Genomic DNA, 18,347 nt, shown 5'->3' with positions numbered 1-18,347 from the left:
ACAGCTCGCCCGACGGTTGTAACCGTTTGTTGCGTCACACGCTGATCTGCAGGACCGTTTGTAACCTTCTCGAGACTGCGAAAATTCGTCAAACTGTATTTCTAGCCAATCTAAGATCAGCTTAATCTAAGATCAGCTTGTAGACATACCGGTACCACAGTTTGGGTGAGGCAACTGAGATTGATTGTCGAGGGCACAGGGCAAGAAACTTAGTACCTGATGCACTCTGTTGTGGCGGACGGCAAATGTAGTCAAGCAACTTCACTCGATGGCGAGGCTACAGCCCCACGGACGGTGGTTCGTCCAGATGGAGTGTGGAGGGGGAGTGATTGTCGAGAGTTTCGATGAGGAATGTAGAGTTCGTTCTTTAGGCTCGGGACAGACATCCAAAATGATAGTGGGATTGAAGGACGTGCAGTTTTGTAAGGCACATTTGTCTGTGGGTGTTCGATACGATCAAACTTCCCTGTTCATGGAGGATTAAATGTTTGATCATCTTGATATCGTCGATACCAGATATGTTGACGTTGTTCAGGCGGCAATTACTGAAGGGCGAGTGCTCTGTAAGGTTCAGGGCATTCACTCAGCAATCGATGTGGACTCTATATTGTATGGAGAATGCTTTGCCGCGCTGCGGGGGCGAGATGGTCGTGTTTACGGTGCGTGTGATTTTATTCCTGCACTTGAGACGATGCATGAAGCCCCGCTGATCGACCAGTACATGCTTGATCAGGTTCTTGATCGACTCGAGCACGACGGTAATGCTGTCCTCGGCTGCAATTTATCAGCAGACAACTTTAGCAATCAGGATATGTGGGCTGGAGTTCTCTCGCAAATTCAGACCCGACCTCAACTGGCAGAGCGCTTGGTCCTTGAAATTACCGAAACGCAGGCTTTTGAATGTCTGACATTCTCTGCGCATGCGATAACGAACATTCGCAGTTTTGGCTGCCGTGTGGCTCTGGATGACTTTGGAGCGGGTTTTGCCTCTCCGAGGCTTCTGCAGTTGATCAACTTCGATATCGTGAAGATCGACAAGGCATTTATTCGTGACATCCGTTCGTCGGCGAGCGGCTCCGACAGTTTGAGCCACCTGGTGGGACTTGCTTCTAGCTTTGCTCCTATCATTGTTGTCGAAGGCGTTGAGACGAAACAGCAGGCCGAAACTGCATTGGTTGCCGGTGCAACCCATATCCAGGGCCATTACCTTTCGATGCCTATCGCCTATGACGCGGTTGTTCGCAACGATGTGAGGATAGCATGACTCTTCACGAAGATCGCCACACAGCTGAATTTCTTTTGGATGGTGAAAGCGCTGCTCAAAGCGGGGAGTCGACAGCACCTGCCTTGGTGCTTTCTGGCGCGTCGGCGATTTCAGGCGCAGTCATGGGGTTTCTGCTTGCAGGTGATTTCTATGCCTGTGCGGGCTCTTTGGTATCTGCCCTCCTGTCTGGGTCCTATGGCCTACGCAATAAAAACACCCAAGCAGTCGCCTGTGGAATCGCGGTGCAGATCTCTGGAATAGACATGCAACAGTGTGAGGATGTTTCGCACCAGCAAGCGCGGCTCTCTTTTCTGCGTTCGGAGCTGGTTGTTTTGTATGATGACCAGGCCTGCCCCTATGACCTTCTGCCATTCGTGCTTGATATTGACGGAGAGACGCCCAAGCTGCTTATCGGAGAGAGTGCAGTTGTGACTATCAATAATAAGGCGGGGCACTTTGTGTTCACGGAACTTGCCCCGCATACCGGTGTTATCGTCATAACTGCCAGCGAAGGGCGGCTTATAGATCATGTCGTGTACCATCTTACGGCAAGCGAGAGCATGTCTGGGGAGGAAACGACCAACAAAGCAGCCCGGTTGCCGGTCGGCGAAACGCTTGCTGAGGTAGAGCGGCGCGTCATCCTGCAGACATTGCGATATTATAACAGCAACAGGAAGAGAGCCGCCCAGCTACTTAGTATTTCGTTAGGCACTGTTGGAAACAGGCTCCGCAGTTACTGGCGGAGTGTCGAGCAGGAAGGAGGGTTGACGTGAACGCGGCCATCCTTTCATCTGAAAACATGAGTTCGATCAGTCTGCTCATTCCCAAGACACTTGGTGCCTGGAATGCGCTTGAAGCAAGGTACGCATCTCAGTTATCACCTGATGAACTGGACCATTTGTTTGCGCTATACGTGTTAGGATTGACTTTTCCTTTCTACAAGGAGGAGAAACCGGCGGTACATCTTGATGCTTGCCGAAATCTACTGGCGCTTAAGCTTGCCAAAGATCGTGTTGAGCGCGCGCTGTGTACGGTGCCGCCGATAACGCAAAGCTGGGTCGAAAGGGCCTTAATGTCCATCGAACAGCTGGGTGCCAAAGATGGGCAACGGTTGTTCGAACAGCGGCAAAAATCAAATCAAATTTTGAATTCAATAGAATTGACGCCTGCGGGGGATTCCAACGGCGCAGGGAGAGAACATGACTGAAATAATTTCTGCTGCAAGCTCTATAACCTCAAAGGGTCGCCGGGAATTCATCCGCAATTGGGTGGCCGGGGAGCCGGACACCCGTTCTATTCGACGGCGTTTGATGGCGACGCTGCGTCTATCGTCCATGTCGCTGGGCGTGGGTCGAAAGCGCCTTGGTCTCGGAACGCTGGGTATCGGAGGAACTCTGGCGCTCACCTTGGCGTCCGTTAACCCTGCGCTGGCAGATATCGCTGTGACCCCAAGCGGACTTTGTTCAAGACCGGGGTTGGGGGGATCTGGTTCGTGGACCTGTGACATTCCGAAGGTTGGCGGCGGGATTGCAATTATCAGCGGCGTCCCTTCCGATGGCGGACCGGGCGTTAATTTGACGGCGTTAAACGCCTGGACCGCGGCAAATCTGGGGGCTGGGGCTGTTGCAATTGGAAACATGGCCACTTCGGCAGGCGGTGAGAGCGCTGTCGCAATCGGGGCGGGCGCAGAAGCGGATGCCGGTAGCACAACGGCCATCGGGGCCAATGCGGGAGCCGGTGTGATCGGCGGTACGAGCAGCACGTATGTCGGCATTTCTGCTGGTATCGGATCCAACGGGAGTTCGAACGCCTATATCGGGGCCTCGGCTGGTGGCGGAGCACAGGGCGACCAGAATGTGGCGCTGGGTGCTTTAGCCGGATTGTCGAATGGTAATGACAACGCAGCCATCGGCAATTTAGCCGGTCTTGGTATCGAGGGAAACAGTAACTATTCCCTCGGTGCTTATTCCGGGGGGCAAATGGCAGGTGATCGCAATACTGCCATTGGTCGGTATTCCGCCATCGGCGTTCAGGGCAGCGACAACTTCATTTCTGGCAGCTCTGCGGGGGTTGCGATAGAAGGCAGCAACAACGTCGTTATCGGTAAGTCGGCGGGCACGGGGTATTATGTCACCGAGAATGGCTTCACCGATCGGGACGGAAACGAAGTCACCCCTGTAATGACCACTTTGAATGAAGTGGTTGCAATCGGTGACAGTAGTTACGTTACGACCAACGGTTCGGTCGCTCTCGGCGCGAAAAGTGAAGTTACGGCTGAAAACAGTGTGGCGCTTGGCGCTGGCAGCGTCGCGGATGGCAGTACGCTGGCCAATACCGCGTTCTCGCCCACCGGTGACATTGCAGACATTGCCGGTACTGCCCCAGCGGGAGAAGTATCGATCGGCTCGGTTGGTTCGGAACGTCGCATCACGAATGTCGCGGCTGGCTCGTCTGGCACCGACGCCGTGAATGTCTCACAGCTCGGCGCGCTGGCTGGCGTGGTGGAAGAGAGCAAGACACATTATTTCAGCGTTAATTCCACGGCAACCGGCGCGGGTAGTAACTACAACAACGACGGCGCAACGGGTGTGAATGCGCTGGCCGCAGGAAACTTTGCTGCCGCCTCAGGTGCTGGGAGCGTCGCAGTTGGTGTTAATGCGAAGGCTAACGGAAATAGTCAGGTATCAGTTGGGGCGCTGGCGGGATTTCAAACTGCTGGCAGTACAAATGTAACGAACTACGCGACGAACCTCGGATATTATGCTGGGTCATATTCGAACGGTTCGCACAATGTTGCCGTTGGCTATGATGCCGGTGCATCGGTTAACGGAACGGGGAATGTTGCCTCTGGATATCGTGCCGGCCGTAACACAGTTGGCGACTATAACGTTGCTACAGGCTATAATAGCGGAATTGAGGTTACCGGACAGCAGAACGTAGCTTCGGGCTTTGAATCGGGCGCTAGAGTTAATGGCTCAAGCAACACGGCATCCGGCGCTTGGTCTGGAGGCGATGTTACTGGCTCCTATAATATAGCCTCTGGATTTGATGCAGGATCCGACATTACGGGCTCTTACAACGTAGCATCTGGATATGGCGCTGGAGCCGACGTCAATGGTTCCAATAACCTCGCTATTGGCCACGATGCGGGCCATTACGTAACGGGAAACCGCAATATTGCCTTAGGGCAGAATGCGGGCCTCGGTATTAACGCCAGCGATACTATTTCCTTAGGTGCGAGTTCCAAGGCAGACGCTGAAAACGCTGTTGCCATAGGCACGGCCTCTAGCGTGGCTATCGATAGTGGTGTGGCGCTCGGTTCTTACTCTGTCGCAGATACTGCGGCGGGCATTGCGGGCTATGTATTGATCGGCGCAGATCCAACGGCGGTCAACGCTACGACCAGCACGCTAGCAGCCGTATCGGTCGGCGACGTCGCCAACGGTCAATATCGTCAGATCACAGGCGTTGCGGCTGGCACTATTGATACTGATGCGGTAAATGTAGCTCAGCTCAAGGCGCTTGGTAACGTGGTCGATGCGTCAGCAACGCATTACTATAGCGTCAACGACGGCGGTACGTCCGGTGGCAATTACAACAATGACGGCGCGACGGGGAGCCAGTCGCTGGCGGCTGGTCTCGATGCCCAGGCAAACGGTGATGTCTCGACAGCGGTTGGTACGCGCTCCGTTGCTAACAATTGGGGCAGTACGGCCTTAGGGGCGGATGCGGCTGCATGGGAAGTTGCAGCAACCGCTATCGGGCGGGGTGCGCAGGCAGCAGGATTTGCGTCGACAGCGATCGGCGAAGCCTCAGCCGTCTATGGCGAACTGGGTACGGCTATTGGTTCGGCTAGCTCGGCTGGCTGGCACGACACGGCCGTAGGGCAATTTAGCCGTGCGCAAGGTGGAGAGTCGACTGCTCTAGGACAAGGTTCACTGGCCCAAAGCTACCGGGACACTGCGCTGGGGCAACAAGCTAGTGCCACCGGTGGGGCTTCTACAGCAGTGGGCCAGTTCAGCGAAGCCACGGGATCGTATACTACTGCCTTGGGCCAGGATAGCCATGCGACCGGCGAGTATGCTACTGCGCTTGGCCAATTTAGCCAAGCCACGCAACAGTTTTCCACTGCGGTGGGCGAGGGATCGCTCGCCAGTAACTACAATACCACGGCGGTGGGTCAGGCAGCCCAGGCCACAGGGGTTTATTCGACGGCGGTTGGTCAATTCAGTCAATCAATTGGTGACCGTTCGACTGCGGTGGGCATGGCTGCGCGATCTGATGGCTTTGCGGCGACTGCGCTCGGACAGGAGGCCCAGTCCACAGGAGACCTCTCGGTTGCGGTAGGCATGGGCACCGTCGCAAGTGGCCTTGCTTCGACTGCCCTTGGGCAGGTCGCGTTGGCGTCTGGGGATCATTCCACAGCACTGGGGCAACACAGCTTGGCATCGGGCATTTGGTCAACAGCGGTCGGCGAAGGTGCAATAGCGGCCGACGAAAATACAACGGCGGTTGGTCAGCTTGCTCGTGCAGAAGGCACCTACAGCACTGCAATTGGTCAGTATAGCTTGGCAACAGGTTCGTATTCCTCGGCATTCGGCCAGGCTGCCCAAGCGACGGGTGGTAATTCAACCGCCATCGGTCAGGTTGCTGAGGCGGCAGGAGTCAACTCGACTGCTGTTGGTCACTTTACAAGTGCGATCGGTGCGTATTCCTCGGCGTTTGGCCAGTTTTCATTGGCCAGCGCGGATTTTGCAACGGCTGTGGGACAGGGCTCGCAGGCCCTGATCGGAGATAGCGTGGCATTAGGCCATGGTTCCATCGCGAACATGCTAGTTGCAACTTCCGGAGTGACAATCAACGGAACGGCGTACACTTTTGCCGGTTCTAACCCCGTCTCAACCGTGAGCGTCGGATCAGAAGGTGCCGAGCGTACGATTACCAACCTGGGCGCCGGCAGAATTGCAGCAGACAGTACCGATGGCATCAATGGTTCACAGCTGTTTGCCACTAACCAAGCGATCGAGGATATAGATGACACTGTCGGAGAGCTGGATGATCGCGCCGTCAAATATGACGGAATTAAAGACGATCCAAAGAATTTGATCACCCTCGAAGGAACCGTGGGCACCAAAATCGCTAATCTTGCAGCAGGGGACGTGAACGCGACCTCAACTGATGCTATAAACGGGTCCCAGCTTTTTGGCGCTTCGCAAAGCATTGCTAACCATCTAGGCCAAGGCGCTGTGGTTAACTTAGACGGGACGATAACTGGCCCTACCTACACAATGCAGGGCGGTTCATACACGACCGTTTATGATACCTTCGAAGCGGTTGACGGCAGTCTGACCACGATCAACAACACAATCAACGACATCAACAATGGTGCGGGTATCAAATACTTCCATGCCAACTCCTCTGCTGCGGATAGCCAGGCTTTGGGCCAGGAAAGTGTCGCGGTTGGTCCTCAGGCAATGGCCAATGCCGACGGCGGGATTGCTATGGGTAATGGAGCGATCGTGGGTATTGGCGCGGATGGGGGTGTTGCAATCGGTCAGGGAGCTCAAGCCAACCATACTAACGACGTGGCGCTTGGAGCGGGATCGGTGACTCAGGAAGCAGTCGGAACAGCCGGGACCACGATCAACGGCAAAGACTATGCATTTGCGGGTACCGATCCAACAGGTACGGTCAGCGTAGGTGACGTTGCCGCTGAACGCACTATTACCAATGTTGCGGCAGGTCGGCTTTCCGAAGACTCCACCGATGCAGTTAACGGCTCGCAGCTTCATGCGACCAACCAGGCGATTGAGGACCTCGATTCTGGTATAGGTGAACTGGATGAATTCACAGTAAAATACGACAAGAACACCGACGGCACAAAGTCCAACACCGTTACGCTTGAGGGCGGTGATCCAAATGCACCAGTGTTGATTTCTAACGTTGCAACCGGCGTCAAGACGACAGACGCCGTCAATGTCGGACAGCTAAAGGATGGCATGCAGACGACTCTGAACCAATCCAAGTCATACACTGACAATCGCGTAAACTACGCGGTAGAGACTTCGAATGCTTATACAGACAAGGTGGCTGTTACGACTCTCAATCAAGCCAACAACTATACTGACTACAAGTACGGACAGCTGAACCAGGAGATCGGTGAAGTTCGTACTGAAGCTCGCCAGGCGGCCGCGATTGGACTTGCAGCAGCGTCACTTCGCTATGATGATCGTCCGGGAAAAGCCAGCGTTGCTGTGGGCGGCGGCTTCTGGAGAAGCGAGGGAGCACTTGCATTTGGTACCGGTTACACCAGTGAGGACGGTCGCCTCCGTAGCAACCTCTCTGCCACCACTGCTGGCGGTCACTGGGGTGTTGGCGCTGGTCTGAGCTTCACGCTGAACTGAGGTCGGCATGTTCAAGCAGGCCGCGTCTGCCACCCTCATGGTGGTTTTCTTTCACCTGTCCGGGAGCTTTCCTGTTGCCGGACAGGAAGCTTCGCAATCTGTTTCAATCAGCTACCGGATCAAACCCTCTGAGGTAATCGTACCGCCAGAAGTTCCGTTGGGCCAATATCGGCGGAGCATCCGGCCATTCGGAAATTGGACCTTAATTTGCGATGAAAACCTGCACGCCAAAAAAATGGTATGCAACGTAAGTCAGGTTATCGTCGATCAAACCGATGCTTTGGTTTTCAGTTGGTCTCTTGCTGCCACGCGGGATGGGAAGCCCTTCATGGTCTTGCGTACGGCCCCGAACGCGCGACCAGACGGAAAGATATCTCTGAGATTTCCCGGCCGGGTTAAGCCGGTCGATATAGCACTCGAGGGCTGCAATACTGTTGTTTGTGTTGGTAAGGTCGCTGTCGGTCCGATCTTTCGTGAGCAAATATCTAAAGAATCCACACCTCAGATTTCCTATTCGATGACGTCGGGACAGAGCATCTCAGTTACTGCATCACTGAAGGGACTGGGAAAAGCCTTGTCCGTAATCAACTGAATCGAGCACCAACGTGACCCAGCTATCTATTCAGGACAGGATAATGTCGAGGGACGCCGCACCCGTAAGCAACTCGGGAACTGCCGAACTGCCCGTCACTCCCAAGAGAACCTGGGGACGGTTAGCACTTGCCAGCGCATTTGGGATCATGGCGGTCGGAGCTATTGGGCTCGCTACCTTCCAATTTCCGGCGGTGGTGAACGTTTTCGCACAAGGTATGTCTGCAGACAGAAAGGCCAATCCCGGATTGCCTGCCACTCCTTTTCTTGAGCACGTCAAGCAAGCTGGCATTAAAAGCTGCGGCACCGTGTACCCGATACTCGGTCAGCTACTTGCAAATGGAACGGAATATAATGTTCAGTCGCAATGGCATAACACTGAGCCTGACAAGCACACGGTGCAAGCGTTTGTTGGTATGAAATATGCTACTTCGATATATTCTGGCCCTGCTGCAGGCTTGGTCTTTGCATCGCCGAACGGAGCAGCTTGCGAGGGTTCGATGGTCCGGGTCGCGCCTTTTCCACGGAAGTGTGCAGAGATACCTGCAACCCTGCCACCTGGAAGCACGCTTGCTAACACCTTGGGGCCGATCCCCGTCTATAATATCGCGAACAATGGCGGACAGGTCCTTCTGCTGCCGTCAGACCAGTCATGCATCGTGATTTCAGTCGCGCAGGCAGCCGGTTAAAACAATGAATATTCTTCCTGAAGCAAGTTAGGTAGCAACGTCAAGTTGGTTACCGACGGCTGCGTTGAACCTCTCGATGCTTCGGAGGTTACCGTGGCAGCGCTCGTTCGGTGCACGCAAACGAACGGGCCATCAAACATCCAGTAAAGGGAGCCTAGACTATGAATGCAGTAACGATGATAGTCTTTGTCGGCACGATGATGCTGAGCGGGTCAAACGGATTTTCTGCGGATTCTCTTACCGTCCCTTCAGATATTCCTATGCCGCCGATAACTGGAAAAAGTGCGGACCAAAAGGGAATATGGGCGGCTATCGCTTATTCAGAGAGTGATACCAAGCATGGTTTTTTTGGGGGCGCCGACAAGCGTCCAGAGGCCGAACAAGCAGCGCTTCGACATTGCGGGAAGGCGGGCGGAAAATCCTGTATAGTGGTCACGGTATTTCGCAACTACAGACACTGGAACGATGATGGCGATACCAGTTTTCCATACAATCATTGTGCGGCGTTAGCAGTTTCCAATCGATCCACCGGTAGGTCCATCTGGGCGGCGAAATCGGCCACGAACAGGAAAGAGGCAGAGGACCTTTCATTAAAAGCGTGCGCGGCGAAAGGTGCTAAATGCAACATCCGGGAATGGGTTTGCACATAACCTCATCGTGTTTCCCATGACAGTGGATAGTTCATGGGTCGAACAGGTCGATTAGACATGGTACAGTGTAAATGCGACACGTTCAAGCTCGTGGGAACTATTTGAGCGGTAGATCTTCCCGATCTTGCATCCGACGAAATCTTATCGCAGCGCGGCGGTTAAGGTTGAGCGAGCACGCAAAAGATTGTTCCGGGTAAGGCACCTCGGACGTGTGCTCCGCAGGTATTGACCAAGACCAACAGAAACACTGGCCCCAGTGGAACGTCCAGTAAGGCGTCAAATACCAGGAGGGGTGCCCAATTCGCGTTGGAGCCGTCTGTCACCGGGTTGCCCCAACTCGCCAACGAAACGGGCTGGAACTGTGACCAAGTGGTTTATGCAGGCTCTCAATAGCCCCACCACATATCCCTGACCATTCATTTCTGAAAGACGGTTCACATTCCAAAGAGACGCCAGTACTTTGCGTGCTTGACCGACAAGAAACAACTCTGTCCTCAGAAGCAAACTCGAATTGCTGGACCCGAGACAGGGGTGTGCGCCGTTGGCATTTTGGACGTTGTCATTACACATGTCATCACTGTTACAGTGATGACATGTGTGTATTTGGGAACAGCCCTGCATGGGCAGTTGGTCGGTAAAATCGCAGTGGCCAGTGCGTTCACATCTTCGCAAAATGGGAAAGGCAACACAAGAATTGACTAGAAGCGCGTCCGAGCTGGATCTGAATGCTGCTAGCATTCTTCTCGAACACCCGGCAGCGATTGTAACAGTCTATGTCTGTTTCAACGATGTTGCGCAATCAGAGTTGCCCATCCTCATCAGTAGGATACCCCAGTGTCTTATCATCATAGCAAAGACAGAGAACCAAGCAGCACCTGCTTTAGTTCCGGCCGTTTCTCCGGCCAAATCTGTAACGGCCGAGTACATCATATGCCTCGAATGGCAAGCGGTTCAGATCGTTAAAGCGTCATTTGAGGACGAGCTACAATCTTACGCCGGAAGAATACAGGGAGAAATGGAGTCTGGCCCCCTCTTATCCGATGGTTGCACCTGTCTATTCAATAATACGCTCAAATATGGCTAAGGCATGGGGACTGGGCCACAACAGAACTAAGTAATTCTGTAGCGGTAGATCAGGCACCACGAAGGGGAACGGCATTTTCCAATTCTTCGATCTTTGCTGGTATTATTGCACCTGTATCAACTCAAGCCGCGTTTATTCCATCAATCTGCCGGCGAGGGGCGGGTCTAACGACATTAAAATAATGCGATGTTAGCGATGCGATTCTAAATTTGTAGGTACGTTACTCGGTTTTATGTACGGGCGTGGAATGATGGTTTCTGCCCGGCCCAATGCTTCGTTGAGAAGTGGATTCAATTCGTTATAACGCCAAACATTCTCAAGTTCTCGTAGAGTACAGGATTTCAATTTGAATGGAGGTGTGACGACCTTGCCTCACTATGCGTGTCTTCTATCAGACAGGTCTACAAATAAGGCAAAGCTGATATGGCCATGCGGGACATCTGCTGACTACCGCAGATGGTCTTGATACGGCAAACGCGATCTTCTGATGGCTCTGCTTACAAAGCCGACGCCAAACTGAGCAGAGAACTTACAACTGGGGCCTTGCATAGCGAACGACATTTTCGATTATGTTGATCGTCGTTTTGCAAACCATCAATTGTAATTTTCTGAAGGTTGTTACACCTTGAGCATCAATTCGGACGATTTTGATCCAAGGAATATGCCATGAATCTCTCAGCAGAACTGCCATTCATGATGCATTCGCTTTACCTGATTGCGATTGTCGCCGAAGCAATGACAGCCGCACTCGCTGCGGGCAGGCGCAGCATGGATTGGGTCGGAGTCTGCCTGCTGGGCTGCGTGACGGCCCTTGGCGGTGGTTCCGCACGTGACGTCCTTCTCGGGCACCATCCATTGTCTTGGGTCGAACACCCGTCGTATCTGCTGATTACAGGAGGTGCGGCACTTGCAACGATCGCTATTGCGCATTTCGTCCATCATCTGCGGCGGTTGTTCCTGTTGCTCGACGCTATTGGTCTTGTCGTTTTTACCGTGATTGGTTGCAATATTGCCCTGGCGCTCGATCTTTCTGTACTGATCGTTATTGCCTCCGGTATGATCACCGGTTGTGTGGGAGGCGTGCTTCGCGACATACTTTGCGCCGATATTCCACTGCTTTTCCGCAGTGAACTTTATGCCACCGTTTCGGTAGCCACTGGCGGTATCTACGTCGCAGGGCTGTTGGTCGGATGCAATCATGATCTTGTTGTGCTTGTCGCAATGGCTGTTGGACTGACGCTGCGCCTGCTTGCGTTGCGGTTTAACTGGAGCATGCCTAAATTCGTCTACACTCGTGATCTGCATTGAGCCAAGTGAGGAATGAAGAGGAATTAACAGATCCCGCCTGTTTCCATCTCGCAGGCAATGCTAATGTTTGATCTCTCATTACAGCAGGGTCCATCGACATCTGCTCGTAAATGTTAAAATTCAGCCGCAATCGTGCACGCCCACCGCTGGTGAGTGGGTATAGCGTTACCGTTGGCCGCTGCGGTGTCGTCGATTGCTGGGACAAAGTTGTTGTTGTGACCGTTTTGGACGATCGGGTTGACTGGCAGTACGAAAGCCGGACCTTCAATTTTCCCTCGAAGAATACATATGCAAAGTCAGGGACGCCGCCAACGACTATTTGAGCTGGGCTGTTTTGAGCGAAGGCAAAGGATTTCGATGGGCGATCACCAGAATATCACGAGGATAGGTGAAGTTGTCTTTTGAGAGGCCCTCCGGCCAAAACCTTGATAAGCATTGGCTGGGATGGAAGCGACCCGCAAACTGCTTTGATTTCCGCGAAAGCCATTAAACTGCATAGGGATTTATGATTATCTAAGGTCTTTAAGATTTTGCGAGCAAGCTGCAGGCCGCGCGACGAGATCTCGATCTTGAAGGTGCAATAGCAAAGCTCGACAGATATCATCTGCTCGTACTCGATGACATGGCCTATGTGAGCAAGGATCAGGCCGAAACCACTGTGCTCTTTGAACCCATCAGTGCACGATGCGAGGGACGATCAATACTGATCACGGCAAATCAACCTTTTGGGGAATGGGACAAGGTCTTTCCCGACAAAGGCATGATGCTGGCTGCAATTGACAGCCTAGTTCATCACGCAACCATCTTCTAGATGAATGTGGAGAGCTACAGGCGCAAAACCGCTATCGCACGTGTAACACAGGATGAAAATGAAGCACCCGGCGTGCCGACGGCATATCTCCGGCTTTCGTTCCAGCTTAGATGTTTGATCCCGGATTTTGATGGTGCAATCTTATTCACGGAATGGAGGGAGGCATTATGGGCCAGATTTTGCATGGGAGCGCCACGACGACAGAGGCAGTCCGTCGCGCCACACGCGGGATCGCCTTGCGCCTGCGCGACGAAACCTGCAAAGGTCTGAAAGAAAAAAACAAGCGCCGGATTCCATGCTCGTCGTTCGGGTGAAGGATAAAAAGTAAAGTGCGATCTAAAAAGCCCCTTGTGCTTTGACGAAGTGTTCCATTATGAAACGTTTCGTGGACGCGCATGGTTGGGGGGAGCTATGAGCCATCGCCTTGACGTGAATGAAGAATACTTAAAATTGGACAAACCCTACGAATTCGCGAAACTATGTTCGCTATTGGCCGATGGAAACAGAGCCCGACTAGTTCTTGAAATTGTTGACCGAGAGAGAACCGTGGGAGCTCTCGCCAAATTGGTAGGTCTGTCGCAATCCGCAACATCGCAACACTTAAAGATACTGCGATCGGCTTCGGTTGTTAAGGTTCGCGGGGATGCTTAGAATATCTACTGCTCGATCTCATGAGAGTCATTAAAAAGACTAATGATGTATGCTCAGAGTGAACCTGAATAATTCACAAACGGCACAGCGCTGCGGATAAAATGCCGTGCAGAATATACTACAGCTCAGCAAACGCGATGAACCTAGCGGTTTGTAAGAATGTTGATCGTTTTGAGTTTGCCCTGGGAAGGAGCGCGATGGCGGCACATCGGTACGAATGAGGAGCAATGAGGTTCGCGCCATGTGTAACACATTCTTCGAATATATTTGAAGCTATTGAGAAGACCCGGCCTAGCAGGGTGTGTAACGCAGGCCGGGGCTCGCGCACCGTTGGATCCGTATCCCTGACGTTGCGCAAACGGGATTATATCAGATCAAACAGTGAAGCAAAAAGCCCCGTCTCCCAATGTCTCGAGGCTACTTTCCGGAAGGAAACAGGGTCTTTTTCTTAGGTAAATATTTTTTCGAGAAATCTGAAAGCAAGTCGACTTGATGGCCGAGTAGTTTGATTTCTCCTGGTAATCCCCGCGTTTGATAAAGCCCTCAGGCCCCAAAATCTTTGAAACGCGTCCAATTTTATGCGAGGTCTTGCCAGTTGCAGAGCTTGCCAGAAGAGCCCTTCTCCGAAGGCTTGCGCGTTGGCCGGTGGTAAGAAGGCGACTATGCGCGAGAAGAACTATGCACCAAGCAGCAGCACAACCCAAAAGACCATACGATTTAGTTTTTTGTGGCACTATTACCAGAGGGCCACCAAGAATGTCGCGGGACATTTTCACTTCAGCCAGCGCGAATCGTTGCAGTAGGAGTGCTGCGGGCGCTGTGCTGGGTTGTTTCGTGCGACAGCACTCGGCGTTGGGCGAACCATGTATATCGTGCCGGGCGTTTGCAAAGGATGCAACGCGCGTTTTGTGTTCCGGTGGATCCTAATCGCGTAGTTGTTTGGGTGTGACACCCCAATGTTTCTTCACTAGGACAGTCATATGACTGTGGCTCGAGAATCCACATGCTTTTGCGACTTCATTAAGTTGAAGCTGGTTCTCCCGGATTAGTTGAACTGCGCGCTCTAAGCGACATTGTATTACGAATTGATGAGGAGACTGTCCGGTTGCCAATTGAAATGATCTCAGAAAATGGCTTCCCGATAACCCGGCTGCTTCTGCCATCTTAATTATCGTGACATCAGATAGATTATCGCGCACATAGCTCAACACCGTTTTCAATGTTCGCGGTGAGAGGCCCCCTTTATGTTTCGCAAATGGCGGGGATTTTAACGTGGAATACTGCCGTAACAGATGCACCCAGAACAGAATCTGTAGTGCCTCGAGTGCCATCGTGCTCGGGTAAGGTTGACTATTCTCTTCAATCAGCAGCTTGGAGAGAAGCAAAATTTTCTTATCAATAATACCGATTTTTGGCACGCAGAAATTGAAGTTTTCGTCGTCGAACGTCTCCCCGGCTATTGTTCTTAAGCGCTCGGGAGGCATCGCCGAACCAATTGCGTTACAGTTTCCGTTCCATCGGGACCTATAATGGATGCCACTGGATGCGAGGCGAAATGAGCCGGCTAGATCCCGTACAGATATGAACCTATCCGATTCTATAGCTAATTCTTTATCGACCGGAATGATCGTTACGAGTGCCATGTAATCAGATGAACTGAAGTCTGTTCCATCTGGACCGGATACAACCCTCATTACTGTGCCATTCTCGGTTGGTCGAACGCTCCCCCATCTATCTTTAATGACGTATTTCCAAGATGAATTCATCGAGTCTGCCTCGCAAAACATGGTTGAGTTGTATTACTCGGTACGCCTCGCTCTCTCCGAGAGTGGGCTGATTTTAAATAGATAGTGTTATGATAGATGGGTTCAATTCCTTACATTTTCACGTCTCAAAGAAAAAGGCAGCTATAATTTGAAATAATGAGTATATTTTGACATAGAGAGCGCGGTGAGTTAGTGCCGTGGAGGATAATAACCATTAGGCTGGCGGTAATGTCCCGTTATTAACCGTGGCTTGTGCTCTGCCCCCTTAAAACTGGACCGTTTATGATTAGAGTTTTCCGCGGTATTTTCCTGGCTGGGAGAAGGAGTGGAAAGCATGAAAGCATCGAAGTTTTCGGATGCCCAGAAGGTGTTTATTCTCAAGCAGGGGGATGATGGGGTGCCGGTAAGAGAGATCTGTCGCAAGAGCGGGATCAGCCAAGCGACGTATTTCAATTGGAAGAAGAAATACGCAGGTCTTCTGCCTGATGAGATGCGGCGGCTGCGTGTTTTGGAAGACGAGAACAGCCGTCTGAAGAAGATTGTTGCAGATCTAACGCTTGACCGCGAGATGTTGCAGGACGTCATACGCCGAAAACTTTAAGGCCTGCTCGGAAACGTGATCTGGTGGCGGGAATGCTTGTTGACTGGGGAATATCGATCCGGCGTACTTGCTTGGCGCTCAGCCTCGACAGATCAACCATCAATTACAAGTCCCGCCGCCTGATGCAATAAACTGTGCAGGCCGCTGTTGAAAAGCGGATCAAAGAGATTTGTGAGACCCGTGTGCGTTACGGTTACCGGCGCGTACACGTCCTGCTTCGTCGCGAAGGCTGGGTTATCAATATGAAGAAAACGCGCAGAATATATAGTGAGTTAGGTCTTCAACTCAGGAACAAGAATCCGACGCGTCGCGTCAAAGCGAAACTGCGTGAAGACCGACAAAAAGCCACTGGTCCGAACGATGTCTGGGCGATGGATTTTGTGCATGATCAACTGGCAACAGGAAGGAAACTCCGGATTCTGACTATTGTCGACACGCATTCGCGCTATTCACCGGCAACCGTTCCGCGCTTCAGCTATCGCGGCGAAGATGTCGTTCAGGCACTCGAGAAAGTATGCCGTCGCGCTGGATATCCGAAGACAATCAGGGTGGATAACGGAAGTGAGTTTGTTTCGCGTGACCTAGATCTGTGGGCTTATGCCAACAAAGTCACACTAGACTTCTCCAGACCCGGGAAGCCGACGAATAACGGATTTATCGAGGCCTTCAACAGCAAGCTTCGTGCGGAATGTTTGAACGCACACTGGTTCTTAACGCTTGAAGATGCGCGCGAAAAGTTAGAGAATTGGCTTAGACACTACAACGAGGATCGTCCTCATTCGGCAATCGGATATAACGTACCGATTGCCTTGCATAATCCCGGTGGCGTTATCAGCCAGCCATTGGGGTGAGAGCCGGATAATTCTAATTCCCGGCGGTCCAATGTTGGGGCTCAGTGCAAGAAAACCCCAGACTCTCCTGAAAACTGGAGGGAAGATGGGTCTCAGGTCATGACCGTTCATAACAACCTCTCCGTTAAAGACACTACTATCTTGGCATATTGCGATGCCGGTAGGAGTTGTCCACACCATCGGACATTTTCAGGATTGAGCATTTCGGCTCAGGAACTCTCGTGGAGATTGATATCCTAAAGCCTTGTGCGGGTGAAGATTGTTATAATGCTCGAACCATAATGGCAGTTGAGCCATGACAGTTTCGGCGTCCGGCTTCGGGTTGATCCGGACATAATCGCGCTTGAATGTTTTGACGAAAGCCTCAGCCATTCCATTTGACTGCGGGCTGCGCACTGGTGTTCTGCACTGCTCCATACCGATATCCCGGAGCAGGGACGCGGTGTTTTTCGCAATGAAGCATGAACCATTGTCGGTAAGCCACTGGATGGGCTCTGCCAGCATATTGATGCGCCCGAAGCGGTTTTCTACCGCCGTGATGACAAGATCCTGCACATCTTCGCTCTTGATGCCTTCTGTCGTGGACACATGAGCGATTGCTTCCCGGTTACAGCAGTCGAGCGCAAAAGCAACGCGGACCTTTTCTTTGTTGTCGCACGTGATTTCGAAGCCATCGGAGCGCCATCTGGTATTGGAGCGCTCGACGGCGATTTGCCCGTCGTGTCTGCGTTCACCGGCAGCTCCGGTATGGCGCTGAAGGAGCAGATCATGCTGCTTCATCACGCGATAAACCCGCTTGGCATTTGGCCATGAACAGCCCTGTTCACGGGCCTTGCGCCGCAGAGTGGCATGAACGCGCCGATAGCCATAGGTCGACATTTCTTCAATGATCGCCTTGATCTGAGCAACCAGATCAGCGTCGGGAAGCGGAGCTCTCCCTAGGGCTTTGGAAAGGGTGCCTGTGGCTCGCGCCGCGATATTCGACCGGGCAACACCTAGCGTCTCGCATACCGCTTTCATCGCAAAACGTCCTTCGGCAGCGAGATTGAGTGCAGCATGGGTTTTTTGGGCCGTTGGCGATTTCGAGGGCTTCCTTGAGAATTTCCCCCTCCATCGTTTTCTTGCCCAGAAGGCGTTGCAATTCCTTCACCTGAGCCTGAAGCGCCCGATATTCCGAGGCAGGGACAATCTCCTCTTCGGCTGCCGTTGCGACCAATGCACCCTGTGACGCAAGCTTGTGCCAGGTGAACAGCTGGTTAGGCGCAATGCCATGACGAACAGTGGTCCTATCACTTATTTAAATGTGAGAAACTGTCCGGGCAATTAGGGGGGGCTATTGTAAATCTTCTGGGCGGACTTAATGACAATGTCTTCCAATAACGGATAACGCGCTAGCCGACGATGGTATACTCGACGAAAGTAGCTAGATAACTGGATACGCCGCAACCTAACACGCTCAATTTGATCGTTTTCCGATAGTTGATGGGTTTCTGATAGAATGTTCTAAAAAAAGCACTTTCTAAACTACCGGAATTTCCCTTAGATGGAATCTTAAGTTCATATTGGTATTTGATTAGTGCAGTTCCAACGAGAAAACTGAAGAGCAATATGATTTGATAGGTCGGCCGTGTGGTGAGAAAACAATGAAATAAGCAGACAGACGTCCTCTTGTAACTG

At 52.3% G+C, this 18,347-nt stretch carries 11 protein-coding genes and 4 pseudogenes; 13 read left to right on the top strand and 2 right to left on the bottom strand.

Going from position 1 to position 18,347, the window contains the following annotated elements:
* Window positions 1-484 precede the first annotated feature (484 nt).
* The 12 genes and pseudogenes from CES85_RS05585 to CES85_RS28240 all read left to right on the top strand — a co-directional run bounded on the left by CES85_RS05585 (window position 485) and on the right by CES85_RS28240 (window position 13,452).
* On the top strand, window positions 485-1,264 hold the full coding sequence (locus CES85_RS05585; RefSeq protein WP_095444988.1) for an EAL domain-containing protein: 780 nt from the start codon (window positions 485-487) through the stop codon (window positions 1,262-1,264).
* Window positions 1,261-2,037, top strand: coding sequence for a helix-turn-helix domain-containing protein (locus CES85_RS27700; RefSeq protein WP_095444987.1), 777 nt, complete (start codon window positions 1,261-1,263; stop codon window positions 2,035-2,037). Before CES85_RS05585 ends, CES85_RS27700 begins: the two co-directional genes overlap by 4 nt.
* On the top strand, window positions 2,034-2,471 hold the full coding sequence (locus CES85_RS05575) for a hypothetical protein (RefSeq protein ID WP_095444986.1): 438 nt from the start codon (window positions 2,034-2,036) through the stop codon (window positions 2,469-2,471). Before CES85_RS27700 ends, CES85_RS05575 begins: the two co-directional genes overlap by 4 nt.
* Complete coding sequence (locus CES85_RS28080) at window positions 2,464-7,668, top strand: YadA-like family protein (protein WP_095444985.1); 5,205 nt, start codon at window positions 2,464-2,466, stop codon at window positions 7,666-7,668. The genes CES85_RS05575 and CES85_RS28080 overlap by 8 nt, the downstream gene beginning before the upstream one ends.
* Window positions 7,669-7,675: 7 nt before the next feature.
* On the top strand, window positions 7,676-8,260 hold the full coding sequence (locus CES85_RS05565) for an invasion associated locus B family protein (RefSeq protein ID WP_095444984.1): 585 nt from the start codon (window positions 7,676-7,678) through the stop codon (window positions 8,258-8,260).
* A 43-nt stretch (window positions 8,261-8,303) separates the two neighbouring features.
* Window positions 8,304-8,948 carry a hypothetical protein gene (locus CES85_RS05560; RefSeq protein WP_095445717.1) on the top strand — a complete coding sequence of 215 codons (645 nt, stop codon included), beginning with the start codon at window positions 8,304-8,306 and terminating at the stop codon, window positions 8,946-8,948.
* Window positions 8,949-9,109: 161 nt separating this feature from the next.
* Window positions 9,110-9,598 carry a DUF4189 domain-containing protein gene (locus CES85_RS05555; protein ID WP_244923158.1) on the top strand — a complete coding sequence of 163 codons (489 nt, stop codon included), beginning with the start codon at window positions 9,110-9,112 and terminating at the stop codon, window positions 9,596-9,598.
* Between the two features lie 619 nt (window positions 9,599-10,217).
* Window positions 10,218-10,716 (top strand): annotated as a pseudogene (locus CES85_RS05550) (Ros/MucR family transcriptional regulator).
* A 632-nt stretch (window positions 10,717-11,348) separates the two neighbouring features.
* On the top strand, window positions 11,349-11,990 hold the full coding sequence (locus CES85_RS05545; RefSeq protein WP_244923157.1) for a trimeric intracellular cation channel family protein: 642 nt from the start codon (window positions 11,349-11,351) through the stop codon (window positions 11,988-11,990).
* A gap of 526 nt (window positions 11,991-12,516) precedes the next feature.
* Window positions 12,517-12,867: pseudogene (locus CES85_RS05540) on the top strand (ATP-binding protein); the annotation flags it as partial.
* A 101-nt stretch (window positions 12,868-12,968) separates the two neighbouring features.
* Entirely contained in the window at window positions 12,969-13,115 is a 147-nt protein-coding gene (locus CES85_RS27075) for a hypothetical protein (RefSeq protein ID WP_157743411.1), read from the top strand.
* Between the two features lie 97 nt (window positions 13,116-13,212).
* Entirely contained in the window at window positions 13,213-13,452 is a 240-nt protein-coding gene (locus CES85_RS28240) for an ArsR/SmtB family transcription factor (RefSeq protein WP_095444983.1), read from the top strand.
* A 923-nt stretch (window positions 13,453-14,375) separates the two neighbouring features.
* Here CES85_RS28240 and CES85_RS05530 read toward each other — a convergent pair.
* Entirely contained in the window at window positions 14,376-15,218 is an 843-nt protein-coding gene (locus CES85_RS05530) for a helix-turn-helix domain-containing protein (protein WP_157743410.1), read from the bottom strand.
* A gap of 334 nt (window positions 15,219-15,552) precedes the next feature.
* Here CES85_RS05530 and CES85_RS05520 point away from each other — a divergent pair.
* A pseudogene (locus CES85_RS05520) lies at window positions 15,553-16,670 on the top strand (IS3 family transposase).
* Between the two features lie 189 nt (window positions 16,671-16,859).
* Here CES85_RS05520 and CES85_RS05515 read toward each other — a convergent pair.
* Window positions 16,860-17,946, bottom strand: a pseudogene (locus CES85_RS05515) (IS3 family transposase); the annotation flags it as partial.
* Between the last annotated feature and the right edge of the window lie 401 nt (window positions 17,947-18,347).

The sequence above is a fragment of the Ochrobactrum quorumnocens genome (assembly GCF_002278035.1).
Lineage (GTDB): Bacteria > Pseudomonadota > Alphaproteobacteria > Rhizobiales > Rhizobiaceae > Brucella > Brucella quorumnocens.
This window is presented reverse-complemented; position numbering and strand designations above follow the sequence as displayed.